Below are 24,864 nucleotides of genomic sequence, written 5' to 3' on the forward strand. Positions count from 1 at the left end.
CAGAAAATGTATGTTATATTTCTTTCTCAAGAAAGGAGTTACGCATATGCCGCAAAGAAGAAACGCCGTAAAGAGAATGCGGGTTGACAAGAAGAGAAAAGCCCGCAACCAGAGAATAAAGGCCAACCTGAGAAAAACTATCAAGGACTTTTTGGCGCTTGTGTCTTCGGGAAAAATGGAAGAAGCCAGGGCATCGCTGAAAACGGTATTCTCTAAATTAGACAAGGCAGCCAAAAAAAAGATCATCCACAAAAATACCGCCGGGCGCAAAAAATCCCGCCTCAGCAGTAAAATCTCAAAAACAGCATAGTTTTATAACTAATTTCTCCAGCGCCAGAGCAGGCCGCAGGCGCCCTGTCTTTATGTCTAATTCCGTGCCGAGCAGCGCCGATAGATTCCTCTGCCTCTGCGTGTCCGCGAGGGAATCTTTCATCAACTGATACCTTAAGGCGCCCAGTATCCTCTCGGGGCTTTCGCCTTTATGCAGCAGGTAATTAAGAAGGCGCAGGCCCGCGCCTATGTCTTTGCCTGCCACCGCCCTGCCCAGGTCAAAGGCGTTGTTTTTCCTGGCAAAGCCGATCTTTTCTATTTTTATATTGCCCGCGCTGTAGGCGAGAGCGGCCTTATCCTGTTCCCCGTCCCCTCCCGCTGTTAACACGAGAACAACGTGGGAAAACGGCTTGCCGGAATAAGCGATGAGGGATTCCTTTACCTGCGGCTTTAGTCGTTGGGCATCGCGGATCAAGACCAGGCGTTTCTTTACGCCCTGGGTGGGAAGGCGCGACAACGCCTCCTGCAGATCCTTTACGGTGAGCCCTTTGGAGGCGAGGTTTTCGTAATTGAACTGCTCAAGGCAACCGGCAAGGCATGCCTGTTTAAACTGGTCTATCCGCGCCTGCTTCTTTTCTTCGTTGTCTCCCAATAATAAATAGACCATGGGCTCACCAATCTTCTATGGTCCTCTCAACCACGCGCTTGGCGAGATCTTTGATAGCGGCATCTACAGCGCTTGATTCTGATTTGGCCTGGGAACCGGTGACGAAATAAGTGGTATCTCCGGAAAAATTGGCCTCAGACCACACCTCCTCATCATTCTTATTATCCCGGAGGGCCATATTCAGTATCAGCGTCAGGCGGTATTCAAGAACGTCGTCATTGTCGTCATACCTTAAGGCGTCCCTGCGGTAATCTATCAATTCCGCCTTTAGAATAATGTCGGCGTCCCGCGGCTGCGCCAGGCGCAGCCCACCTTCAAAGGCGTATCTTTCTATTATGGCATTGGTTATGTCCCTGTCCAGAAGCGGGTGGTAGGTCCTGAAAAGCCGCTGGTTTGCCGCCTCCTGCGTGATGTCAACTTTATTTTTCACCGGCTCCACATACACGGTCTTAAACCTGGATTTTATCAACGAACGCGTGCTGTAGCCGCAGCCGGAAAAGAGAAAAAGCGCCGCAATCATATAGATCAAGATCCTTGGCCTCATTTACCCTCCATATTTTCTATGATCGACAACCGCTCGACCGCCTCAGAAGCAAACTTGCTGTCGGGATAATCGTCCAGGACGATCTTATAATAGACCGCGGCTGCCTTATATTCCTTCTGCTTCTCGTAGAACCTTGCCGTATCAAAATTAAACTGCGCCTCCTTATCTTTGATCCTGGTTATATTATCCCTGGCCTTCTGGGACAGCTCCGCGTCAGGATAGACCTTGAGAAAATCCTCAAATCCTTTTTTTGCCTCGCCCGCGGCTCCGGAATCGTATTCCGGGCCGGTTGAGGTGGCTGCCTTTGTAGAGGCCAGCTGAAACCTGGCCGCGGCGACCCATTCGCTGGCAGGGTAATTGTTGGCCACCTTCTCAAACGCCTCCTCTGCCTCGTATAGCCTGCCGAGATCCTTCAGGATCAGCCCCAATTTATATTGCGCTACCGGCGCCAACGGGCCGTAGGTGGAATTTTCTATTATCTGCTCCAATATCTCAATGGCCGGATTGTCAACCGGCAGCCTCAACCCCAATGCCTTGCGCTCCGCTTCTCCGGATATGAATTTCTCCGCTATCGCGTACTCCTTCTCAACGATCTCCTGAATGCGCTCGCTGAAAGGATACTTATCTATGACCTTCTGGTATGCCTTGTAGGCGGAATAAAAATCTGCCTGCTTCATAAGACACTCCCCCAGATAGAACTGCGCCTCGGAGGCCTCATGTGATTTAGGATAATACTTTATGAGTTTCTTAAACTCTTCTGCGGCCGGGATATAATCTCCCGCGTTAAAAAATCCTAACGCGAAATTGAGCTGCTCTTTGGGGTTCTGTTTTACCGCGTGCTTCGGGTTTACGAACCTGCCTGTCTTGGGCGTCCATACCCAGAAGGCCTGCGCCTGCGGGGCAAGAATCACAGTATTGATAAATAAAAATAATAAGAGTATCGGCCATTTATTTCTCATCGGATCTCCGCTTTGAGCTCTTTGACAAGCGCCTTAAGCACGTTATCGTGCGTGCTGTTTGCCTCTTCGTCGGTCAGGGTGTGGTCATCAGAACGGTACAGGCAGGCCAACATAAGCCCTTTATACCCTTCTGGTATCTGCTTGCCGCGATAACAATCTACTACGGATACATCCTTCAGGGTATCCGCGGAGCTGCCTGCGATCACCCTTTTTACCTCTCGCGCCGGTATCCCGCTTTTCAGTATCAGGCTGATATCGCGCCTTATGGACGGAAAGGACGGCAGGGGGCTGTATCGCCTGCTAAGGTCGGCAATACGGAAAACCTTCTCTATTTGTATCTCAGCCGCGAAGACCTTCGCGTTCTTAATGCCGAAAGTGTCCAGGATACCGGCCTCAATTTCTCCAAATACGCCTAATTTATCGCCTTGGGCGGCCAGGGAAAACGACCTCCCTTCGGCAAAGAACACGCAACAGCCCTCTTCAATCCCGTAATCATTTATGCCCAGCCCGCGGAATATCCCCTCAATTACGCCCTTCGCGTGAAACAGCGAATACCCCTCCCTGCTGATGCCTTGCGCGAGGCATTTTATATTTTCTCCGCTTAAGGCAAAAGCCAGCGTATCCTCCTCGGTATCTTTGAAAAACCTCCTGCCCCATTCATAAACAGCGACTCTATCCTGCCTCTGGTTAAGGTTTGTCCTCACGGCATCGAGCAGGCCGCAAAGCAGCGTGGGCCGCAAAACGCGTTGTTGGGAATTAAGCGGATTAACTATGGAGCGCAATTCATCAGCCGGATATTCCAACGCCTCTAACAGCTTATAATTAAGCAAACTTACGCTTATGGCCTCGTCTAATCCCTGGCTGATGAGCGCGTCCCTGAGCCCCTTCTTCAATTTTATTTCACGCAGGGTTTCCTCGTCTATCCGCGGCCGGAACGCCGGCAAACAGGAAGGGATATTATCATAACCGTATATCCTGGCGATCTCTTCTATAAGGTCCGCCTCAATACTCACATCCTGCCTGAAAGAGGGTATGCTTACCGAGAGCTTTTCCTTCGCGTGTTTTTTTACGCCAAACCCCAACGCGGCAAGGATCGCCTTTATTCTTGCCGTTGAGACATCTATGCCGAGCAGATTCGGGACCGAGCCTTCCTTCAATATAATTGACCTGGGCCTGGCACTGAGCCCTCCGGAGACGATCATCCCTTCGTCTCGCCCTGACGCGATACTGATAACCAACCCTGCCGCCCGCTCTGAAGCTCCAGGCAGCCCGGACCTGTCGACACCCCGCTCAAAACGATAGGAGGAGTCGGTAGAGGCCCCGGCGATAGAACGCCCGCGCCTGACAACAATGGGGTCAAAAAGCGCTGTTTCAATAAGTATGTTTTTTGTGCCCGCGTTGATCTCCGTATCTATGCCGCCCATGACTCCGGCGATAGCTATGGGCCTGGTGTTATCCGCTATGACCAGCACATCTTTGTTAAGCTGGCGTTTTTTACCGTCTATGGCCATGATCTCCTCGCCCTGCTTTGCCCGGCGCACAGTGATACCGCCTTTAATTTTATCCAGATCAAACGCGTGCAGCGGCTGGCCGGTTTCATAGAGGACATAGTTGGTAATGTCTACGATATTGTTGACCGGACGAAGCCCCACCGCGCTGACGCGCTCAGCCAGCCATTTTGGAGACGGCCCCACATTAACTCCTCGTATTATTTTTGCCGTATAAACAGGGCAGTCCTTTTCGTTTTCCACCTTGACCGGAAAAGAACGCGCCTTTCTCGGGGAAGCGGCCTTCTTGGCCGCGGCAGGCCTCATCCTCCTGCCTGTGATCGCCGCTATTTCCCTGGCAATGCCTAAGACGCTCAAACAGTCGCTGCGATTAGGGGTGACCTCTATCTCAAACACATGGTCATCCCCGAATTTAGACAGAGATGTAACTTCAAGCCCTGCCATGGTCAGCTTATCCGCCAACTTCTCCGGCGGGAGCGTAATATTGACAAAATCTTTAAGCCAATTGTATGTGACTTTCATACATGTCCTCTACACACTTACGTGTGTAGTATCCTTGTGCTGTTCTTGGCTTGACATTCCCCACACGTGAGTGTGGGGTCCACATCGCTAAAACTGTCTTAGAAACCTCAAATCGTTCTCGAAAAATAAGCGTATATCATTTATGCCGTACTTAAGCATGGCTATTCTCTCAATGCCCAGCCCGAAGGCGAACCCGGTATACCTCCTGCTGTCTATACCCATATTCTCCAGCACATCAGGGTGCACCATGCCGCTGCCCAGGATCTCCAGCCATCCTTTCCTGCCGCATACGGAACAGCCGCGGCCTCCGCACATGATGCAGGATATATCCACCTCTGCCGACGGCTCGGTGAAGGGAAAGAAGTGCGGCCGGAAACGCATCCGGGTCTTTTCGGAAAACAGGGAATGGACAAAGGACTCAAGCACCGCTTTCAGGTGGCTGAAGTTTATGCCCTCATCCACCATAAGCCCCTCTATCTGATGGAACATAAAGGAATGCGACGCGTCCACCGCGTCGGGGCGGAAAACCCTGCCCGGCACGACCACGGCAATAGGCGGCTTCCTTGATTCCATCACTCTGATCTGCACCGGAGATGTGTGGCTACGAAGCAGCAGCTTCCCGCCTTTCGGCCTGTTTGCCTGCTCTTTTTGCTCAAGATAAAACGTGTCAAATACATCCCGGGACGGATGCTCAAGCGGAATATTTAACGCCGTAAAATTGTGGTATTCTGTTTCGATTTCCGGTCCGAACACGACCGCGAAGCCCATGCGCTCAAATACCGCGCATATATCATCCATTGTTTTCGTGATCGGGTGCGGATTGCCCTGGTACTGGCTGACAGAAGGCATACTGATATCCACCGCGTCAACGCATACGGAGCCGGCCGCTCCGGAGGATCCGATCTCCGCTTCCCTTGATCCTATTAAACGGCTGACCTCGGCCTTAAGCTCATTGATCATACTGCCTGCCCGCGGCCGTTCTTCTTTTGACAGGCCGGGTATGGAACCGGTCAAAGAAGCAAAAACGCCTTTCCTGCCCAGATACTTGTCCTTGAGGGCAAAAAGTTCTTTCCGCGTTGCGGCTTCGCCTATTTCTTTACGCGCCTGCTCTTTAAAATCCTGAGGGTCAATACCAAGCATAACAATCCTGTCAGTATAATTACCAGCCGCCTTTTGTATAAGTCAAGCGGCTCGTTAATTTTCTTGCCCGGCCGCGTTACTGCTGCTTCAAAGGCGTGGATATCCAGGTCTGAGCCGTGGACAGCGCAGGCGCGGTTAAACACGCCTTTCACCTTAACCCTGTCGCCCTTTACATTATAGGCGCCGACATGGCTGATTTCCGGCATGATAGCGGCAGGTATCCATACGCCTATGGCGTTATCTCCGTCGTGCAAATTCACCAGTGCCTGATCGCCGCGCCTCATCAGGTCCCCTATTGCCTCGCCTTCAAACTCTATCTGCTTGCCGTCGAAACTCCGCGCCTCGTTAATTAATGTGTTGCTTGAAATCGGCTGCGCCCAAATACGGCCGCAGGCAAGAAAAATAAATACCGCCGGCAAGAATAATTTGCGCATCATTTACCCCTTATAGCCGATATGACAAAACCTATAAGCACAAATATGGACATGAATTCCAGGCGGCCAGCCCACATCTGGAACATATAGATTATCTTAAGCGTATTAGGCATGCCTGCCGAGGTTATGCCGCAGGACAGGCCCACGTTTGCCGCGGCCGACGTTGATTCAAACAATGACTGCATAAAGGGAAACCCGAAAAACATCGCCGCCAGCGTGCCCGCAAGATACATCGTAAGATAGAATAATGTGACTATGCTGGCGTTCTTTACCGCCTTATCATCAAGGAACATCTCCTTAAGATGAAAGAACCTTTCTGAAACGCGGCTTGCCTCGGGCAGCATCAACTGCCTGATATTCTGCACCGTCCCCTTTATTATCAGCCCTATCCTGAGCATCTTGATACCGCCGGAACTGGAGCAGGCGCCGGCGCCTAACGCCATAGCCAGGATCAGGCCAAAGATCGCCGTGGGATGCCATTCGGAGAAGAACTGCCCGTTGTAAATCGTGGAATACCCCGTGGTTGTATGCGCGGAGATGAACTGATAAAATCCCTTGCTGAATACTGCCTGGCCTGAAGCGTATACGCGGTAGCCGACAAGCCCCGCGGCAACAATAACAAACAGCAGCGCTATAGACCAGAGGAACGTCCTTATCTCTATATCCTTGAAGACCGCCTTCTTATTGCTAAGCCAGATGGCATAATGCATATTAAAGTTGATGGCGCCGGACACCATAATCAGCACTGTAATCATTTCTATAAGCGGATTGTGGAAATAAAGTATGTTCTGCGACTGAGTAGTAAAGCCGCCTGTGTCAAATGTGGCCATAAAAATACACACCCCATGGAAAAATGACCTGGGCCAGCTTATGCCGTAAATCCGCGCTGCCGCGGCAAGCGCGAATGACCCCAAAAACAAATAAGTAAAACTGACTATCCAGATAAACCTCGCGGTCTGCACCACATTCGGCAGGATGCGCTCCTCGCGCGCCTCGCCCACATACATCCTGAATGCCCCTGACGCCGATCTCACCATCAGAGAAAGCACAGTGATGATAATGCCCTGGCCTCCGATAAATATGGTAAGGTGCCGCCAGAGATTGTGGGAATAAGATATATGGTCTAAGTCCTGCACCAGCACAAGTCCGGTCGTAGACAGCCCGGACATCGCGTCAAAACAAGCGTCCAGAAAAGATGCCCAGTGCCCGCTTAAATACAAGGGTATCGCCCCCAAAAGCATCGCGGCAAGCCAGGAAAGAGAGACGGTGATCATACCCTGCATCCAATTGATATCTTTTGTGGTCCGGCAAAGAGAGACCAGGCCAAACCCTATAATCAAACTTGACAACAGGGCAATGCAGAAGTCAAGGGCGGGGTTAATCTCGCCTAAAGATAAGGCGAGGATGAGCGGAATGCCTAAAAACAGGGAAAATCCGATAAGTATCTTTCCCAGATAATAGGCGATTATCTTGATATCTTCAAATTGCGGCCTGAGCAGCATCTTAAGTCAATTTAGCGATAAAGAAAAAAATGGCCATACTTATGGCAAAACCCAGAATAATGATGGATACGCCCAGGCCCAGTTCAACGAGTATTCCGGTAAAAGACGAATACGCGGACCTTAAAAATGAGGCGGCTGCTTTAAGGGGATTGAATTTCATATCTTGCCGACGAGGCAGCTCAAGAGTTCCTGTTCATTCTTAATAACGGTAAGCGCTACTATGTCGTCGCGCGGCTTAAGCACGGTATCTCCCTTGGGCACGATCACCTCATCGCCCCTTATGATGGAAACCAGGACGGAATCAGGGGGGAGCTGTATGTCCTTAACCGCCTTGTGTATAACTGGTGAATCATCCGGCAGGTCAACTCTTACTATGGTAAGCTTGCCGCGCTTAAAACTCATCAGCGTGACAAAATCCGAGAAGGACACCTCTTCTTCTATGATCTTTGAGATTATCACTGTGGCGTCTATCGGCACATCCACGCCGAGGTCGTTGAATATATGGTTATTTTTCGGGTCGTTCACCCGGCCCACGGTCCTCCTGACGCCGAAGCGCTCTTTTGCCACCTGACAGATTATAAGATTATCCTCGTCGTCGCCGGTAACCGCGGCGACTACATCAGCCCTGTCTGCCCCTGCCTCCCCTAAAAATACCGGGTCGCAGCCGTCGCCGCTTATTATAAGGCAGTCCAGCGACCTGGACATCTCGTCGCATACGGCCTTATCTTTATCGATCAGGGCTACGGTGTGCTTATCCTCCAAAAGGCGCAGCGCCAGAAAATGCCCTACCTTTCCCGCTCCGACTATGACTATATACATAACACCACCTATAATTAGATATTAAAGATCTTACGGACCTTTGCCAAACTCTTGATGCTGACTACCGCCATAAGAATATCGCCAAGCTTAACGCGGGTATCCTTATCCGGTATAATAACCTCTTTGATCTTCCTGATAGAGGCTATGATCAGCTCTCCCGGTATGTTCAACTCCTCTACCCGCTTATCAACCAGCTCCTTGCCGGCCTCGATCTCCAAAAGCCCCACGTCCTTGCTTTCTATAAGATACGAACTGAACTTGCTTTCAATTATCTTATCGCGCAGCATTGCCGCGAAAAGCACTGTGCCGCTGATAATATCGAGCCCCAGCGCCTGATATATATGCGCGCGCGTAGGGTCATAAACGCGGGCGATGACCTTGGGGACATTGAATATCTTTTTTGCCACCTGGGAGGATACCAGATTAGTGTTATCGCCGTTAGTCACCGCGCAGAATGCCTCTGCCTTATCTATACCCGCTGATTTAAGCACCTTTTCGTCAAAGCCGCTGCCCACAAGCGTCAGCCCGTTGAACGAACTGCCCAGGCGCGCGAACGCGCCCTCATTCTTATCAATGACTACCACATTATGGCCTTCTGTGGAAAGAAGGCGCGCCAATTCAGAGCCGACCCTGCCGCAGCCTACGATTATGACATACATGGTAACCTTCCTCTACAGGCTTACGCCTGTAGAATCCTCATTCCCCACACGTAAGTGTGGGGTCCTTTCATTTATTAGGTTTTTCAGTTACTTGCTCCAATATTTTCGCAAACACCTTTGGTTCAGCAGCGGCTAATTCCGCTAAAATCTTTCTATCAACATTCACTTTTGCTTTCTTCAAAGCGTTCATAAACGCGCTGTAAGTCGTGCCGGCCTCTCTGCAGGCAGCGCTTATACGCGTGATCCAAAGCGAGCGGAAAGTGCGCTTCTTTACCTTCCTGCCCTCATAGGCATAAACAAGCGCCCTGTCCAGGGTCCTCTTTGCCTGCTGATACTGCTTGCTCCTGTCCAGAAAATAACCCTTTGCCTTCTTTAATAATCTCTTCTTTCTTTTATGAGTCGCTACGCTGTGCCTTACCCGTGCCATTGAATCCTCCTTCAGTGCAACATAAGCCGTTTAATCTGTTTTTCCATCCTGAAGCTGCCGACATAATCCTTGCGCCTCATACGGCGTTTTCTCTTTGAGCTCTTTTTTGTAAGTATATGGCTCTTACCCGCGTGCATATACTTTAACTTCCCTTTTTTAGTAAGCCGAAAACGTTTTGCTACGCCTTTGTGTGTCTTAAACATAAGTCCCCTCCATTACTTTGGCGCGATCACAACCGATAATACCCTGCCTTCCATCATAGGCGGTTTTTCCACCTGCCCGTCCTGCAGGGCATCCTGCATGAATTTATCTATGACGCGCCGGCCCAGGTCGCGGTGCTCAAGCTGCCTGCCCCTGAAAAAAAGGTTCACCCTTACCTTGTATTTTTTCTTCAGGAATTCGTTCACATGCTTTAATTTGACCTGATAGTCATGCTCGTCTATATTAGGTTTTACCCTGATCTCTTTAATATGAAAGACCCGTTGATGTTTCTTGGCCTCCCGTTCCTTCTTTTCCTGTTCGTATTTGAACTTGCTGAAATCCATTATCCGGCATACGGGCGGGTTTGCCTGGGGAGCCACCTCAACCAGGTCCAGTTCCTGCTGTATAGCCATCTCCAGCGCCTGCTTGGAAGCGACAACGCCTAACTGCTGGCCGTCAGCGCCGATAAGCCGCAACTGCGGCGCGCGGATCCTCTCATTGATCCTGATGCTCTTTTTAATGACTGACCACCTCCTCCTTATTGTGTTTTAAACTCCTCTATGAGCTCTCCGATATTCAGAACCCTCTGTTTCCCCTTCTCCTTTATCCTGCTTCTAACTGAAACCGTATTTGCCTCTTTCTCTTTCCTGCCCACGACCAGAATGTAGGGCACCTTCTCAACCTCTGCCTCGCGGATCTTCTTGTCCAGCGTTTGATTGCGCGAATCCACCTCTACCCTGAAACCGCTTCTCGACAATTCCGCTTGTATGCCCTCCGCGTAACCTGAGATATCTTCCTTGATAGGGATTACGCGCGCCTGTACCGGCGAAAGCCACAAGGGAAAATCCCCGGCGTAATGTTCGATCAACGCTCCGATAAAGCGCTCAAGGCTGCCCAGCAGGACCCTGTGGAGCATTATAACCCGTTTTTCCTTGCCGTCGGCATCAATATAGGTAAGGTCAAAGCGCTCGGGCAGGGCAAAGTCGCACTGGATAGTAGCACACTGCCACTCTCTCTTCAGGGCGTCCTTTAATTTTATATCGATCTTGGGGCCGTAAAACGCGCCGTCGCCCTCATTTATTTTATACTCTAAGCCCTTATCTTTCAAGGATTCTTCTAAGGCAGAGGTCGCCCGCTGCCAGTCCTCATCGTTGCCGATGGACTTATCGGGCCGCGTGCTCAGCTCTATGCCCAGATCCTCAAAGCCGAACTTCTTCATCGTCTCAAAAACAAAATCTATCACCCCTTGTATCTCCGCCTTGAGTTGGGAGTCCCGGCAAAATATATGGGCGTCGTCCTGCGTAAACCCCCTGACTCTGAGCAGGCCGTGCAAAACGCCGCTTTTTTCATGCCTGTAAACCGTACCCAGTTCAAAGAACCGGATAGGCAGATCTCTGTAACTCCTGGTCTGTGATTTATATATAAGTATATGCCCCGGGCAGTTCATCGGCTTTAAAATAAATTCCTTATCTTCAACCTTCAACGCGTACATATTCTCTTTATAATAATCATAATGGCCGCTGGTGCGCCAGAGATCATCCTGCATAATATGCGGGGTTATCACCATTTGATAGCCGCGCTTCTGATGCTCCTGTTTCTCATAATCCTCTATTATCCGGCGGAGCGCCGCGCCCTTCGGGTGATAGAAGATCAATCCCGCGCCCGCCTTATCGTAATATATATCAAAGAGCCCTAACGCCTTTCCCAGCTTCCGGTGGTCCCGGTTCTTCGCCTCCTCTAAATTATCCAGGTGCTTCTTAAGCTCATCCTGCGTATTAAAACAGGTGCCGTAGATCCTCTGCAGCATGGGGTTGGTCTCTATTCCATGCCAGTATGCCCCGGCAACGGAAAGCAGTTTAAACGCCTTGATTCCGCCGGTTGAGTCGATATGCGGCCCGCGGCAGAGATCGACGAACTTTTTCCCCGTCCTGTATACCGATACCTCGTCTTCTTTGAGCCCGTTTAACAGCTCAATCTTATAATCTTCTTTTAATTTCCTGAACAGGGCAACCGCGTCTTTCTTCTTCAGCATTTCCTTTTTAAACGGCTCGTTATCCTTTATGATCCGGCGCATCTTCTCTTCTATCTTCTCCAGGTCTGCCTCCGTAAACGGCTCTTTCTTATCAAAATCGTAATAAAAACCGTCTTCAATGGAGGGGCCTATGGCTAATTTTACTTCGGGCCAGAGCTCCTTCACCGCCTGCGCCATTATGTGGGAACAGCTGTGTCTTAAAATATCCAAGTCCATAATTTATTTTGCTTAGGTACTGTGCTCACTGCCTCGCTTGTCGCTGATGTTAGGCACTACGCTCGCTACGGCGCTTGTCGCGCCGTTTAACGCTCGCTTTAGTGCCATTTAAAAAATCCTTGTCGGATTTTTTAAATGGGCCCAAGAGGACTCGAACCTCTGACCTTTTCCATGTCAAGGAAACGCTCTAACCAACTGAGCTATGAGCCCGTAATTTTAATCCTGAAATGGGCAAGGAGGGAGTCGAACCCTCACGACCTTGCAGCCAACAGATTTTAAGTCTGTCGTGTATGCCATTCCACCACTTGCCCGATTTTAAATCCCACTTAGCTAAATTTAAGGCGTGGACCGGATTTGAACCGGTGAATAGCGGTTTTGCAGACCGCTGCCTTGCCGCTTGGCTACCACGCCATCTATTTCAAAGCCCTTTTTACCTCTTCCGTGATCTTCTCAACGTCCTCAAGGCAGCCGATACCGACCTTGCCGCAGGCAAGCTCTCCCTTACGCGGATGGATCATCTTATAGCCGAACGAACGCAGCTTATCTATGTTGTCCTGGACCGCCTTGTGTTCATACATATTCTCATTCATTGCCGCGGCGATAAACACCGGCGCCTTTGTGGCCAGGGCCACACAAGTAAGCAGATCATCGCATATACCTGAGGCAAGCTTACCTATTATATTAGCTGTGGCAGGCACGATCAGCAAGGCATCGGCCTTTTCCGCCAGCGCGATGTGTTGAACGTCCCAGATGTCGGGGACTTCAAACATATCCTGATAGACCTTGCGGCCGGAGAGCGCCTGGAATGTAAGCGGCCTGACAAATTCTCCCGCCTCCTTTGTCATTACGCAGGTTACGCCTATGCCGCTTTTTTTGAACGACCTTACAATATCCGCGGCTTTATACGCCGCTATGCCGCCGCAGATGCCGACAATAACCTCTTTAGTTTTCATCTATGCCGTCCTTATTTACCGCCCTTTGCGCACTTTATCCTGCCTTCGCTTATCTCCTGCAGCGCGGCCGCTATCGGCTTGACGGCCCCAACAGCTCCGGACAGCAGCGGAGCGCCTTCCGCGATCTCCAGCGCCCTTCTCGCGGCCAAAATAACCAACTTATACATTGAGTAATTCGTCTTATCCAGCAGATTTTCTAACGCCACTTGCATATACCCCCCCCGTTTAGCCCTTTTTACCTCTTGATTGGTAACTTTTAATTATATCCAATAATTGCCTGGTTGCCAAGTCAATATTGGCATTTTCTATGACGTGGTCGTAACGGCCGGAGAATTTCAGTTCCCTTCTTGCTTCCTTCAGCCGCTTAAGCACCTCGGGCCTGGTCGTCTTATGTGAACGTTTTGTGATCCTGTTCTCCAACTCCCCTATCGAGGGAGGGACAATAAAGATCGTGACTGTCGCGGCGGGGTATTGCCGCTTAAAAGAAGACGCCCCTTTTATGTCGCGGCACAGTATTATATCCCTGCCCATATGGATAAGATCGTCTATCTCCTTCCTCGGCGTGCCGTAGAGCCCGTCCAGAAACTTTGTCCATTCAAGCAGCTCCCCCTTCTTTATTTTCCCGCGAAACTCCTCCTCACTGATAAAAAGGTAATCCGCGCCGTCCTGTTCGTTATGCCTGGGAGGGCGGCTGGTAAAAGACAGGGGCCTGGCCAGCTTTTTAGGCAGGCCCGCCTTCAGGGCGTTATCTACCAGGGTTGTCTTGCCGGAGCCGGAAGGTCCTGAAACTATGAATATCATTCTACGTTCTGCAGCTGCTCTCTTATCTTCTCAATCTCACTTTTGATGCTGACCACGCTTGATGATATAAGCGCGTCTATTGATTTGGCGCCGGTGGTATTCGCCTCTCTTTGTATTTCCTGCGCGATAAAATCCAGTTCTTTGCCGCTTACGCTGTCCCTGCAGAGGTTACGAAGGAAATTCTTAAGATGGTGCTTGATCCTTACCAGTTCCTCCGTTATGTCGGAATTCTTTATAAAGGCGCTTTGCTCTTCCGGCGTCTTTAATCTCTTCACCCTGCTTTCCACTACCTTTTTAAAGCGCGACTCTATTGATCCCGCCAGCCGGCTGACCCTCTCTATCCTGTGAGTCAGGTCCGACTTTATTGTCTTGCCCTCCCTGCAGCGCATTCCCGCGAGATCATCCAGCGCCTTGACAACAAGCGCGGTTATGGCCGACGACAATTTACTCTTGTCATTATGCTCTTCGTATACGTTCAACACGCCGGGCAGGGCAAGAAGCGAACCCGCGTCAAAGGTCGCCGCGAATCCCGCTTCCTTACTCAGCGATTTTATTTCCCTGGCATAGTGGCGGATAGCCGATTCGTTCAGGACTATCCGCTGTTCAGGCCTGCCTGTGATGTTTACGGCCGCCACCACCCTGCCGCGCTTTAATTTCGCGGCTATAATATTCCTTAGGTTGTCCTCCAGATAGTAAAACCCGTCGGGCAAATGGAAGACGATTTCCAAAAACCTGTGGTTGGTGCTTCTTATTTCCAGGGAAACCTCGGAAGCGCCCGCCTTGCCTTTTGCCGACCCAAAACCGGTCATACCTTTCATGCTATAGCTCCTTCGTATAATCGAAAATTATTTACGCCCAGACCGCCTCTTTTTTTTCTTTTACCACCGCGTCTTTTTTAGGATAGAGCTCCACTATGACCTCGTCCGGGGAAAACCACAGCTTGATCTCCCTTTCCGCGTCCTCTTCATTGGCAGAGACATGCACGACGTTTTCATACATCCCCGATGTGGTTATCCTGCCGTAAGAGCCCCTTATGGTAGTCGGCTCCGCCTCTTCGGGATTAGTAGTACCTGCCAGCTCCCTTACCTTCGGTATGGCACCGGGACCCCAATATATAAGCGCCATGACTTTTTTTCTGTCGTGAAGTTCCCCCTGTATATACTTCATAAGGTCGGGGAAAAACGGCTCATCCTTAAGGTGCTGATAATGTGTTTCCGCTAATTCCCGGCTCACCCTGACCATTTTCGCGGCTACGATCTCAAGCTTGGTCTCAGAAAGCCGGGTCAAGATATTGCCTGTCAGCGACTTCTTTAATCCGTCCGGTTTTATAAGGACTAATGTTGCCTGATTTTTCATTTTTTCATTACCCCCAATATTCTCTCAAGATCTTCATCTGAATAGAACTCTATTATGATCCTGCCCCTTTTTTTGTTCCTCATCAACCTTACCTTTGTGCCCAACGCCTGCTGTAACAACTCCTCTAACTGTCTTAAAAAAGGGCTCGCCGCGGACGCTGCCTTTGCCCTTCTGTGCTTTAACGGCTTCTTAAATCTGATCACGTTCTCTAACTCCCTGACGGACAATGCCTTAGCAATAATATCCTGCGCTAACCTTCTTATCAGATTTTCATCCTCTATTTCTAACAGCGCCTTGCCGTGGCCAAAAGAAATACGCCCTTTCTTGATCTCGTCCTGCACTTCTTTAGGTAACTTCAATAACCGCAATGAGTTAGCAATAGAGGTGCGTGACTTGCCCACTACCTTGCTGATTTTTTCCTGCGTAAATTCAAACTTATTTATCAAAAGTTGATAGGCGCGCGCCTCTTCCAGAGGATTTAATTCCTGCCTCTGTATATTTTCAATAAGAGAAATTTCCAGGGACTCCCTGTCTTCAATATCCTTGATTATTACTGGTATCTCCTTTATTTGCAATAGTTTAGCTGCTCGCCACCTCCTTTCTCCGGCAATCAGTTCAAAATTATCCGCCTTTCTTCTAACTAATATCGGCTGAATAACCCCTTTCTCTCTAATGGAGCTGACCAGGTCCTGCAGCTCCTCCTGATTAAAATCCTCGCGTGGTTGAAATGGATTTGGCTTGATCCTGTCAATATCCACAAAAAGGACTATTTCTTTAGACGTATCTATCTTTTGCTCAGGTATCAATGCGCTCAATCCTCGGCCCAACACTTTTCTTTCTATCATAGTATCTCCTGTTTTAATTGACCCTCTTGATCAGAGGATTCAGTGAGTTGCGCGCCTATGTTCCTGGTTGCCTCTTTTTCAGATTGGACATTTTTTAAAGCATCACGAAGAAACTCATTGGCAAATTCAAGGTATTTCTGCGCGCCTAAACAGTCCTTATCATAATCCATAATGGACTTCCCAAAACTGGGCGCCTCGCTTAATTTAATATTCCTGGGTATAATGGCCTTGTATACCTTATCTTCAAAATGATGCCTTGTTTCAATAATAACCTCTCTGCATAACTTGGTGCGCAAGTCCGCCATTGTGAGAAGGACCCCTTCTAATTGCAAAGAGCCGTTCAGATTATCTCTTACAAGTTTAATGGTATTAAGTAGTTGCGATAGGCCTTCCAGCGCGTAATATTCACACTGAACCGGGATCACTACAGAATGCGAGGCGCTCAAGGCATTGATAGTTAAAAGGCCAAGGGATGGAGGACAGTCAATAAATATAAAATCGTAATCCTGGCTTGCCGGTTCCAAGGCCTTTTTGAGCCGGAACTCACGATTAAGCACGCTCACTAACTCTACTTCGGCGCCGGTAAGATTAATATTTGAGGGGATAAGATCAAGATTGGGAACGGCTGTGCGCTGTATTATGTCTTTTGCCTGAGCTTCGTCCAGCAATAAGTGGTAAGTGCTCTTCTCAACCTGATTTCTATCAATACCTAAGCCGCTTGTGGCATTTGACTGAGGGTCTAAATCAACTAAAAGGATTTTGTTTTGCAGGACAGACAGGCAGGCCGATAAATTGATGGCGGTAGTGGTCTTGCCGGTACCGCCTTTTTGGTTGCAGAAACTTATAATTCTTGCCATAAGTGGTCAATAATGTTCCACGTAGAACAATGTTCTACGTGGAACATTTACACATATTTTACTAATTTATCGCGGTATGTCAAGCTATTTATGCTGCTTGATAACTGTTACGCGCACTTTGGCGGGTTTTGCCCCGGGCATACCAAAAAGCCCTTTTTCTTCCTCGGAGAGAACTTCAATTTTGACATTATCCCTGACCTGCTTTAGCTGCTTTAACGCCTTTTTGACGGCATCTTCAATTGTATTACCTTCGATCTCTATGCTCTGCCCGGATTTATTACGCATTTTTTACCATCCTCAATTGAGAGATAGCCATAAGCGCGCTGTTAAACAACCAGTATAAAACCAGGCCTGAAGGCATATTATAAAAAATAAAGCCGAAAAGCAGGGGAAAGAGCACAGACATAATTTTCTGTTGTTCGGCGTTAACTCCGGAGGAGCTTTTCATGGATGTCTTTTGCTGCCAGAACATAACAACCAGCATAAGCAGCGGTAAGATATTGATGTCCTTACCCAGCAGCGGCAGGGCCTGTTTTAATATAAACGCCCGGTCCGGCTCAGATAAATCCTTTACCCAGAGAAAGGTTGCCCCTTTTAATTCAACAGAACGCATCAGCGCCTGATATAAAGAGAAAAATATGGGTATTTGTAATACTAAAGGCAGGCATCCGCCTAAGGGATTGATTTTATGCTCCTTATATAGTTCCATAATTTCTTTATTCAGTTTTTGGGGATTATCCTTGTGCGTCTTTTTCAGTTTTTCTATATGCGGCTGCACTGCCTGCATGTCTTTCATAGAACGCAACTGCTTTAGGGTCAAGGGGAACAAGGCAAGAAATATGACAATGCTGAACAATATGATGGCCAGCCCCCAGTTTCTCGTCACAACGTGTAACGCCCTGACAACCCCGAAGAGGAATTTGGCGATCCCGTCAAAGAAACCAAAGTTGACCACCTCTTGCCAGCGCTCGTTCAGATGCCGAAGCTGCTGAATATTCTGCGGCCCTATATAGACGTCAAACCTGAATGCCTGGGTTGAACGCGCCGCGACTTCAGCCCCTGAAGATTGCAACCCTATAAGCGCATAGCGTTTACTCACTTTTTCAATAAACGGCTGAAACTTGCCGGAATGCGGCCTTAAGATCGCGCAAAAATATCTGTCGCGGAAAGCAATAAAATCAATGGGCAGGGGAGAGGTAAAATTATTTTTCAGATTAGGCCTGACAATACTTTCAGGCAAAGCAATAATGCCTTGATTAAAACGGGTTGTAAAATCTTTATCCGCGAAATCGTAACCGGCAAGAATGAGCTTCAAAGGAAGAGTGATTGTTTGAAGGGTAAGATTCTGGATTTCTACATCTAACCTATTGATAACACTAGAGTTACGAAATGCAAACCTCAGGGTTATCTTCTTTTGGCTGTCTTCTCCGGAAACAATCAGTACTCCATTCTCAGATCTGACCTCGTTAAATTTCACTCCGGCGAGATTAAATCCCTGGCTTAAGGCAAAGGCATAGTAATTAAAGTCCTTAAATAAAATCCTATCGATCCGCCCGGACTGTTTTCCATAATGGATCTCCGCATCCTCAATCTCAATAACTCCCGTGGGATCATTCTGCGCCAACAAAGCAACTTCCTGAGGCGTTGTTATCGGCGTCCGCGGCCTTATCTCTCGCGCAACCTCTTTACTAGCAATATGATGCGGCTTAGGCGCCAAAAGAGACCAGGTGGTTAAGATTACTAAAGAGAAGAGAATGGCTAATAGTGTGCGTTTTTCCATATTATTATGTCCTCGGGGAAATGTTATTTAACCGGGTCAAATCCTCCGGCGGTAAAGGGATTGCATCGGGTTATTCTCCATAACGACAAAAGGGAGCCTTTAAATATGCCGTACTTCCTGATGGACTGGCCTGCGTACTGCGAACAGGTAGGATAAAACCGGCAGGACCGCGGCAAAAGGGGAGAGGCGTGTTTTTTATACGCGCCCAATAAAAAAAGGATGAACCGCTTCATCATACGCTAAGGCGCTTTCTCCCTTTGCGCCTGCGTCTTTTTATGACATTCCTTCCTAAGCGGGTCTTCATGCGGGCGAGAAAGCCGTGCTTTCTCTTGCCGCGTATCTTGGTGGGTGTCTTAAGATGTTTTTTCATAGAGGGAAATTATAACATAGCGGGGAATTTAGTCAAGGTCAAAGTGAGAAATTCGGAAGGGGGCTACTTATGGCCGGATAATGCCTCAAGCCGCTTGCGGGCGTATTCATCCTGCGGGTTTAAGCCAAGCGCCTTGCGGTAGGACTCTACCGCTTTGGAGAATTTGTTTACGCGGGCATAGAAATCGCCCAGCATATTGACATAGAAAGCGCCGTGAGGGTCGCAGGCAACCGCCCTGATAAATTCTTCTTCCGCGAGATCATCGCGCCTGTGGACAGAATAGAGCCAGCCCAATCTTAAATGAACCTCCGCGCTTAATTTATTGATTCCCAGGGCCTGCTTATATAATTGCTCCGCCCGCTTAAAATCATTGTGCTTCTCGGCGGAATTCATCTGGCTGCGTATCGCGTGTATATTGGCAAGCATGGCAAGCGCGCGTTCATTGCGGGGATTAAAATATACCGACCGGTTTAGCGCCTCTGCCGCGCGGGAAAACTCCAGGCGCTCATACAGGTCTTTGCCTTTTGTGTAATGAAAAACCGAGATGTAGTGGCCGAGGGAGAAAAGATAGGCGCATACAGAAAAAACAATAATGGCGAGCACGATAAAAAAAGACGCCTTTGGCCTGCCTACGCGCGGGACGCTTAGCGGGTTACCGCGTATTTTCCGCGTTACCAATAAATCGGCCCTCAAGGTAAGGGCCGCTATCGTCACAAAGAGTATTGTCAGGGCGGGTATATGAAAGTTAAACTCATAAAGATTGTGCACGAGCAGCCCGAAACAGGAAGCAGACCCTCCTACGATGACCCCTTGCAGCAGGGTCTTCTTTTGAAAGCCCATAGACCTGATAGAGGACTTAAAAAACGCGAAGAGAAACCAGAGAAACGCGGCCAGGCCCAGTATGCCTGTCTCAGAGGCGATCTGCAAATATTCCTGGTGGGCAAATTCAAAGAACGCGATAAGCCGGGGGTTCCTGAACTGCGGGTAGATAAACTGAAACGTGCCTAATCCGCTGCCAAGCAGGGGGCGCGCCCTGATCATACGCAGCGTATCCTGCCATAACACCCATCTTTTCCACAGTGTGGGGTTAGGTGAATTCTCGAGGCCGCCGTAGAACAAACCGGAAAACTTATGGGCGATGCTTGAGCCGTTCATTATAACGATCGCGCTGATCAGGATGATCAGCAGCGCGAAAAGCGTCATCTCTCCTCTATGCTTGACCAGGCCGGCAGCCCTGAGGAACACAAACAGCGCGAATAAGGAGGCGGCGATCTGGATCACTCCTCCTTTATCGGCGCTTACAACCAGCGCGCCTATCATCAAAAATACAAGGGAGGCGACCCAAAATTTATAGTTTGGGTTCAGCTCACAAAAAACCAGGGCGATACCCAGAGGCACGGCCATCCCCACATAAGCGGAAAAATGCGATGTGTTTGTAAAAGTAGAGAAGGCGGCGTATTTCCAGATCGAGGCGATGACGCTGCCGGCCGGGCTGATACTGCGCAGGATGCCTATGACAGAAATGGCGGCTGCCACAAGAAGTACCAGGCCGACTACGCGCATAACCGCGGCCTCGTTATCCAGCGAGTTAGTTATGACATACAGAAGCACGATCCAGGAAAGCAGCCACAATAAAGCCACTGTGGTCGCGTAGGGGTGCACGGAGACGAAAAGCCCGGCAAGCGCTATGGCAAAAAACAATAAAAGAGGCGTATCAATACCTGTCTTTACAAATTCCATTCTGCCCTTGAGCAGCATTCTACTCAACCACAACAGCGCCATCAAAAATACTAAAGAAAACAGGATGACCTGCGACCATGCCTCCACGCAACCATAAACAAAAGCGGAGAAAACCAATAATAGAGCCAGCAATACCTGCATGCTAACGGCCTCCTCGCTGCTTTTTGTATTTATAGTCATAATAATAGTAGTGCTCCTCTTTAATATTAAAATCATTTAATACGGCGCCCAGCAGATTCGCCTTCAAATTGGAAAGCATGACCTTGGACCGGCGCACAGCGTCAATAAAAGACCTGCCGCTCCTGATCACCAGAATAGTCCCGTCGCAGATGCGGGCCAGGACAGCCGCGTCCGTCACGGGCAGAAGGGGAGGGGAGTCAAATATTATATAATCAAAGTCGGACTTCAGCCGTTCAAGCAGCACCTTCATCCGTTCACTGGCAAGCAGCTCCGGCGGGTTTGGAGGCAGTGTTCCCGAAGTCATTAAATACAGATTTTGCTGGGGGGTGTTCTTAATGAACTGCCATCTGTTCGCGGCGTCTTTATCGATCTCAACTATCGCGGAAGACAGGCCGAAGGTATTGCCCATTTGAAAGAACCTGTGCAGAGACGGGCTCCTCATATCCGCGTCTATGAGCAGCACCTTTTTATTTGACTGGGCGATCGCCAACCCTAAATTAGCGGCGAGCGTGCTCCTGCCGCTTTTAGAGTCGGCGCTGGTGATCAATATGGCCTTAAGGTTCCTGTCAACGCCGGCAAACTGCAGATTGACCTTGAGCGTGCGGAATGACTCCGACGCCAGAGAATCCGGCTCAACAGCGACTATAAGTTCATTTCCCAGGTTCATTTTTGCCCTTATTTAAAACCGTTGTTTTGTTTACAGGCCGCCTGCCGCGCCTTAGCCTTATATGAGGGACCGCCCCCAGAACAGACAGCCCCAGGTAGCGCTCAACGTCCTCTATGGTCCTGACGGTGGTGTCCATTGCCTCGCGCATCAATGCCAGCATGATGCCGACGAGAAAACCCATGGCTGAGGCGCCGGATACGGGCAGGCGCGCCGGCTGCGCGGTCTCAACCGGCAGGGAGGCCGGCTCAATGATCTTAACGTTTACCGTCCCCCTTACTTCTTCCTCAAGGCTGACCTCTTTTAATTTTCTCAGGATGTTTTCGTATATATCCCTGTTCAAATTTACCTCTTTTTGCAGGCGCAGCAACCGGGATTGATCCACGCCGGACTCGGGCCTCTTCTGATAAGCGCCCACAACCTCTTCTAAATTACTGAGGGTCTGGATATCCGAAGTCAGGCTGTTGGCGGCGGCTTCCAACTCGTCCCTTATCTGATCCCGCACCAAATCAATTTCGGATTTTACGCGGATTATCTCCGGGTGTTTCTCTTTATAAACCTGGCTCAGGGCGTTCAGTTCATTATCCTTGTCCAGAAGTTTCTGTTTCAGGCCGACATTGACGGTGTAAACGCTGCCTAACTTCTCCGAAACAAACGTGAGGGCCTGTATGATATCGCTCTCTGTAATTTCCCTCAAGGACTTCAGTGTGGATTCCTTCTCCGACTTTTCCTTCTTGATGCGCAGGAGTTCATCCTTTATGTTTTCTTCCGTCTCAATATTCAGCTCCTTCGGGATACCTGTCTGTACGCCGGATTCCTGCTTAAATCGCTCAAGCGCGTCCTCCGATTCATCCACCTTCTCCCTTGCCTTACGCACCTGCTCTACCAGATTGGAATAGATATTTTTAACGATGGAGTCGCGCTCCCGTTTTTTAATATCAACGAATGCCTCGGAGACAGCGTTCGCCATATCCATTGCCGCGCGCGGATTCCTGTCTGTGGCGTTTATGGCGATCACGCTGCTTAACGCCGCGGCCCTTCTAGATTCCTGGATAGGGGCGATCTCTATCGACTTCTGTATCCGTTCAACGGCGGGCTCTTTATCCCGCACCCAGCCCAGGATCTCCGCGGCCCTTTCGGCAACGATGCGGCTGCGCAATAATTCATACTGCGCCTGAAGGAAAGAGGAAGGCTGCAGGCCCCAGGAATCTTCCTTGACGGCCGGCTGCCTGCCCATAAACGGCTCCATCTCCACAAACGGCGGCTCCACTGTAATCTTCGCGGTGGCAACGTAGAGCGGCACCACCTTCTTCTGAAAATATCCGGCTATGGACGCCGCGATGACTACCGAGGCGATAATCCAGCCCTTTCTTTTCAGCAGTATCCGCGCGTAATCACCGAGGCCTGCTTTTGGCGGTATAGGCATCGCTTAAAACACCCTCCTGGTTACCACTACTATATCGTCCTGCTGTATGGGCACATCCGCTTCCGCGCCCTTGATAACATTATTAATATTAACCCTTATCCTCTTCTCTCTGCCGGCCACCCTTCTTTTAACGTAAACTATCTGGGAGGCGTAATCCGTCATCCCTCCGGAAAGAGTGATCGCCTTAAGCACGGTGAGATTACCCTCTATCTTATAGGCGCCCGGCTGCCTGACCTCTCCATAAACGTAAAACTGCCTGTCTGTTTTTGGCCTGTCAACGGCTACCGTAACAAAAGGGTCTACGATATAATCCTTGCCCAAAAGATACGTAAGATACTCTTTCAGCTGCGCGATGGTCAGCCCCTCCACCTTAAGCTCTCCCAGAAGGGGAAAGGTGATGTTCCCTGTCTCATCCACAACCAACTGCTGCGTCAGGTCCTGGTGCCTCCATACGCTTATGGAGAGGGCGTCGCCTCTTTGAAGCACGTAGTCCTGGTCAATGTCTCCCTGGCCCTGGATATCCGGGCCATCCTCCGCGGCGGCAAAGACACTAACGAAAACCAGCGAAACAACAATGAGGGGCATCATCCTTCTGCGCATAATTAAAAATCTCCTCGTAATTCTACGCTATAGGTATTCCTGATATACTTATCGTTAAAATGCAGGGGCGCCCTTATCGCGTCCAGGGTATAGCCTAAACCCAGATTCAGCCAGTCGCTCAGCCTGTAATTCAAGCCGGCGGTAACGGTATATATGTGCTTGGTTCTGCTATCTTCTTCGTGGCCCGCGGTAACGCCGTCTGCCGGATAGTACTCGTGCCTGTAATTAGGGTTTATTCTGGCTGAAAGCCCATTCAAAAAATAGTGGTTCAGGCTGAACCCAACCTCATTACTCACGTAGCTTCTATAGTGGTTGCTGATGGCCTTTCTGTCCATCCAGATGTAATCCATGCTTATGTCTGTGAACGGCGAGATCCTGTGATACAGGTCAAACCTGGCCTTATAATAAAATTCACTGTTAACAAGCGACTCTGTCGTATTCTTTTTATTTATGGCATCATAGTCAAAACGTCCGGTTAATTTCGTAAGAGGAGAAAGATCGCGCCTGAAACCGAAAAACCAATCCCTCTCTCGTTCGTCGTTCCTGCCCCAGCTTCTTTCATCGAACAGTCTATAGCTAAACCCCATAAGCAGCGAGGTAGTCGGATCAAAATACCGCTCAAAGTCAAAATCTATCCGCTCTGTCTGGCTTTCATACTCTTGCACAGCGGCAGAGATATCTTCATGCTGCATCCTAAGGTGCAGCAGATTATGCCTGCCGCCGGGCATATAAGTCAATATGCTGGTAGTCGCATTTCTGTCTTTCCTCCGCTTGCGCTTATTGGAGATGGACTGTTCGCTAAAATTGGTGTCGAACACGCCCAGGTCGCTTGTCCTGACATACTCATGGGTAAGCTCCCAGTTGAATATATCCGACGGACGGTAAAGCGAAGTGGCCCTGAAGGTCTGCTCTCTCTCGCTGGTGGTCCGGTTCGGGAAATGCCTGTAATTATGCGCGTAGTTTGCCTCCAGATAGCTCTGCCCCCGCGGCAGGCGCAGATAATACGCGTAATTCAGGCGCGGCACCATATCGCTTTTTTCATTATCGGGGAACTGGTAAACATTATCGTCGTATTTCAGTTCCGTAACGACGCTGGTACGCAGCTGCGCCCTGCCGAAGCCAAAGCGATTCAACAATCCTTCCGGCCTGCTCTGCTCTTCTGTTCGCGCTGTCTGCGCCTCCGCGCCATCAGCGCCTCTGGAGGCAGCGTAAACCAGCGCCTCCTGCTGGGCGATCTCTCTCAACGCCGACTCCTCTTCTGTAATGCGCGCCTGCAAATGGTCCAACGCCTCTGTGGCAGCAAGCATACGCCTGAGGCGCGCCCTCTCATCTACGGACGCCTCTGCCAGCGTAGCGCAACTCAAAAAGGCCGCCATAGAAAACATGGCCAAG

30 protein-coding genes, 3 tRNA genes and 1 pseudogene are annotated in these 24,864 nt (G+C 49.7%); 1 reads left to right on the forward strand and 33 read right to left on the reverse strand.

The window, feature by feature from the left end; genetic code table 11:
- Window positions 1-46 precede the first annotated feature (46 nt).
- On the forward strand, window positions 47-310 hold the full coding sequence (gene rpsT / locus PHR44_00525) for a 30S ribosomal protein S20 (GenBank protein ID MDD4909158.1): 264 nt from the start codon (window positions 47-49) through the stop codon (window positions 308-310).
- Here rpsT and PHR44_00530 read toward each other — a convergent pair.
- From PHR44_00530 to PHR44_00690, 33 genes and pseudogenes are all read right to left on the reverse strand, one after another.
- Complete coding sequence (locus tag PHR44_00530; protein MDD4909159.1) at window positions 296-937, reverse strand: hypothetical protein; 642 nt, start codon at window positions 935-937, stop codon at window positions 296-298. The two genes, rpsT and PHR44_00530, sit on opposite strands and share 15 nt — an antisense overlap.
- Window positions 938-941: 4 nt before the next feature.
- Complete coding sequence (gene lptE / locus PHR44_00535) at window positions 942-1,481, reverse strand: LPS assembly lipoprotein LptE (protein ID MDD4909160.1); 540 nt, start codon at window positions 1,479-1,481, stop codon at window positions 942-944.
- Window positions 1,478-2,440: an outer membrane protein assembly factor BamD gene (gene bamD, locus PHR44_00540; GenBank protein MDD4909161.1), complete on the reverse strand. Its 963-nt coding sequence runs from the start codon at window positions 2,438-2,440 to the stop codon at window positions 1,478-1,480. The genes lptE and bamD overlap by 4 nt, the downstream gene beginning before the upstream one ends.
- Complete coding sequence (pheT, locus tag PHR44_00545; protein MDD4909162.1) at window positions 2,437-4,470, reverse strand: phenylalanine--tRNA ligase subunit beta; 2,034 nt, start codon at window positions 4,468-4,470, stop codon at window positions 2,437-2,439. Before pheT ends, bamD begins: the two co-directional genes overlap by 4 nt.
- Before the next feature lie 87 nt (window positions 4,471-4,557).
- Complete coding sequence (gene pheS / locus PHR44_00550; protein ID MDD4909163.1) at window positions 4,558-5,610, reverse strand: phenylalanine--tRNA ligase subunit alpha; 1,053 nt, start codon at window positions 5,608-5,610, stop codon at window positions 4,558-4,560.
- Complete coding sequence (locus PHR44_00555) at window positions 5,559-6,047, reverse strand: DNA-binding protein (GenBank protein ID MDD4909164.1); 489 nt, start codon at window positions 6,045-6,047, stop codon at window positions 5,559-5,561. Before PHR44_00555 ends, pheS begins: the two co-directional genes overlap by 52 nt.
- On the reverse strand, window positions 6,044-7,546 hold the full coding sequence (locus PHR44_00560) for a TrkH family potassium uptake protein (GenBank protein ID MDD4909165.1): 1,503 nt from the start codon (window positions 7,544-7,546) through the stop codon (window positions 6,044-6,046). The genes PHR44_00555 and PHR44_00560 overlap by 4 nt, the downstream gene beginning before the upstream one ends.
- A gap of 1 nt (window position 7,547) precedes the next feature.
- Window positions 7,548-7,706 carry a hypothetical protein gene (locus PHR44_00565; protein MDD4909166.1) on the reverse strand — a complete coding sequence of 53 codons (159 nt, stop codon included), beginning with the start codon at window positions 7,704-7,706 and terminating at the stop codon, window positions 7,548-7,550.
- A complete protein-coding gene (locus PHR44_00570; GenBank protein MDD4909167.1) occupies window positions 7,703-8,365 on the reverse strand; it encodes an NAD-binding protein in 663 nt (220 codons plus the stop codon). The genes PHR44_00565 and PHR44_00570 overlap by 4 nt, the downstream gene beginning before the upstream one ends.
- A 14-nt stretch (window positions 8,366-8,379) precedes the next feature.
- Window positions 8,380-9,024, reverse strand: coding sequence for a TrkA family potassium uptake protein (locus PHR44_00575; GenBank protein MDD4909168.1), 645 nt, complete (start codon window positions 9,022-9,024; stop codon window positions 8,380-8,382).
- A 67-nt stretch (window positions 9,025-9,091) separates the two neighbouring features.
- Window positions 9,092-9,451: a 50S ribosomal protein L20 gene (gene rplT, locus PHR44_00580; GenBank protein ID MDD4909169.1), complete on the reverse strand. Its 360-nt coding sequence runs from the start codon at window positions 9,449-9,451 to the stop codon at window positions 9,092-9,094.
- Between the two features lie 11 nt (window positions 9,452-9,462).
- Window positions 9,463-9,654, reverse strand: coding sequence for a 50S ribosomal protein L35 (rpmI, locus tag PHR44_00585; protein ID MDD4909170.1), 192 nt, complete (start codon window positions 9,652-9,654; stop codon window positions 9,463-9,465).
- A gap of 12 nt (window positions 9,655-9,666) precedes the next feature.
- Window positions 9,667-10,194: a translation initiation factor IF-3 gene (infC, locus tag PHR44_00590; protein MDD4909171.1), complete on the reverse strand. Its 528-nt coding sequence runs from the start codon at window positions 10,192-10,194 to the stop codon at window positions 9,667-9,669.
- A complete protein-coding gene (gene thrS, locus PHR44_00595) occupies window positions 10,191-11,900 on the reverse strand; it encodes a threonine--tRNA ligase (protein MDD4909172.1) in 1,710 nt (569 codons plus the stop codon). The genes infC and thrS overlap by 4 nt, the downstream gene beginning before the upstream one ends.
- Before the next feature lie 136 nt (window positions 11,901-12,036).
- Window positions 12,037-12,110 (reverse strand) — tRNA-Val (locus PHR44_00600).
- Window positions 12,111-12,128: 18 nt separating this feature from the next.
- Window positions 12,129-12,211 (reverse strand) — tRNA-Leu (locus tag PHR44_00605).
- 28 nt (window positions 12,212-12,239) lie between these two features.
- Window positions 12,240-12,311 (reverse strand) — tRNA-Cys (locus tag PHR44_00610).
- Between the two features lie 2 nt (window positions 12,312-12,313).
- Complete coding sequence (locus PHR44_00615) at window positions 12,314-12,853, reverse strand: flavoprotein (protein MDD4909173.1); 540 nt, start codon at window positions 12,851-12,853, stop codon at window positions 12,314-12,316.
- Between the two features lie 11 nt (window positions 12,854-12,864).
- Window positions 12,865-13,065 (reverse strand): DNA-directed RNA polymerase subunit omega, encoded by a 201-nt coding sequence (gene rpoZ / locus PHR44_00620; GenBank protein ID MDD4909174.1) that lies wholly within the window; start codon window positions 13,063-13,065, stop codon window positions 12,865-12,867.
- Window positions 13,066-13,078: 13 nt separating this feature from the next.
- Complete coding sequence (gene gmk, locus PHR44_00625; protein MDD4909175.1) at window positions 13,079-13,654, reverse strand: guanylate kinase; 576 nt, start codon at window positions 13,652-13,654, stop codon at window positions 13,079-13,081.
- A complete protein-coding gene (locus PHR44_00630) occupies window positions 13,651-14,463 on the reverse strand; it encodes a YicC family protein (GenBank protein ID MDD4909176.1) in 813 nt (270 codons plus the stop codon). The genes gmk and PHR44_00630 overlap by 4 nt, the downstream gene beginning before the upstream one ends.
- A gap of 40 nt (window positions 14,464-14,503) precedes the next feature.
- Window positions 14,504-15,010, reverse strand: a complete 507-nt coding sequence (locus PHR44_00635; protein ID MDD4909177.1) for a nucleoside-diphosphate kinase — start codon at window positions 15,008-15,010, stop codon at window positions 14,504-14,506.
- Window positions 15,007-15,855, reverse strand: coding sequence for a ParB/RepB/Spo0J family partition protein (locus PHR44_00640; GenBank protein ID MDD4909178.1), 849 nt, complete (start codon window positions 15,853-15,855; stop codon window positions 15,007-15,009). The genes PHR44_00635 and PHR44_00640 overlap by 4 nt, the downstream gene beginning before the upstream one ends.
- A 107-nt stretch (window positions 15,856-15,962) precedes the next feature.
- Window positions 15,963-16,712 (reverse strand): annotated as a pseudogene (locus PHR44_00645) (AAA family ATPase).
- An 84-nt stretch (window positions 16,713-16,796) separates the two neighbouring features.
- Complete coding sequence (locus PHR44_00650; protein ID MDD4909179.1) at window positions 16,797-16,997, reverse strand: Jag N-terminal domain-containing protein; 201 nt, start codon at window positions 16,995-16,997, stop codon at window positions 16,797-16,799.
- On the reverse strand, window positions 16,990-18,492 hold the full coding sequence (gene yidC / locus PHR44_00655; GenBank protein ID MDD4909180.1) for a membrane protein insertase YidC: 1,503 nt from the start codon (window positions 18,490-18,492) through the stop codon (window positions 16,990-16,992). The genes PHR44_00650 and yidC overlap by 8 nt, the downstream gene beginning before the upstream one ends.
- A 23-nt stretch (window positions 18,493-18,515) precedes the next feature.
- Window positions 18,516-18,725 carry a membrane protein insertion efficiency factor YidD gene (gene yidD, locus PHR44_00660; GenBank protein MDD4909181.1) on the reverse strand — a complete coding sequence of 70 codons (210 nt, stop codon included), beginning with the start codon at window positions 18,723-18,725 and terminating at the stop codon, window positions 18,516-18,518.
- On the reverse strand, window positions 18,725-18,862 hold the full coding sequence (rpmH, locus tag PHR44_00665) for a 50S ribosomal protein L34 (protein ID MDD4909182.1): 138 nt from the start codon (window positions 18,860-18,862) through the stop codon (window positions 18,725-18,727). The genes yidD and rpmH overlap by 1 nt, the downstream gene beginning before the upstream one ends.
- Before the next feature lie 63 nt (window positions 18,863-18,925).
- Window positions 18,926-20,782 carry an O-antigen ligase family protein gene (locus PHR44_00670; protein MDD4909183.1) on the reverse strand — a complete coding sequence of 619 codons (1,857 nt, stop codon included), beginning with the start codon at window positions 20,780-20,782 and terminating at the stop codon, window positions 18,926-18,928.
- Complete coding sequence (locus tag PHR44_00675) at window positions 20,745-21,449, reverse strand: CpsD/CapB family tyrosine-protein kinase (protein MDD4909184.1); 705 nt, start codon at window positions 21,447-21,449, stop codon at window positions 20,745-20,747. The genes PHR44_00670 and PHR44_00675 overlap by 38 nt, the downstream gene beginning before the upstream one ends.
- Window positions 21,433-22,872: a GumC family protein gene (locus PHR44_00680; protein ID MDD4909185.1), complete on the reverse strand. Its 1,440-nt coding sequence runs from the start codon at window positions 22,870-22,872 to the stop codon at window positions 21,433-21,435. Before PHR44_00680 ends, PHR44_00675 begins: the two co-directional genes overlap by 17 nt.
- 3 nt (window positions 22,873-22,875) lie before the next feature.
- Window positions 22,876-23,472: a polysaccharide export protein gene (locus PHR44_00685; GenBank protein ID MDD4909186.1), complete on the reverse strand. Its 597-nt coding sequence runs from the start codon at window positions 23,470-23,472 to the stop codon at window positions 22,876-22,878.
- Between the two features lie 2 nt (window positions 23,473-23,474).
- The gene (locus PHR44_00690) at window positions 23,475-24,857 is read right to left on the reverse strand and encodes a hypothetical protein (GenBank protein ID MDD4909187.1); all 1,383 of its coding nucleotides are present in this window, start codon (window positions 24,855-24,857) and stop codon (window positions 23,475-23,477) included.
- Between the last annotated feature and the right edge of the window lie 7 nt (window positions 24,858-24,864).

Source organism: Candidatus Omnitrophota bacterium, from assembly GCA_028707125.1.
Taxonomy (GTDB): Bacteria; Omnitrophota; Gorgyraeia; order Gygaellales; family JAQTUX01; genus JAQTUX01.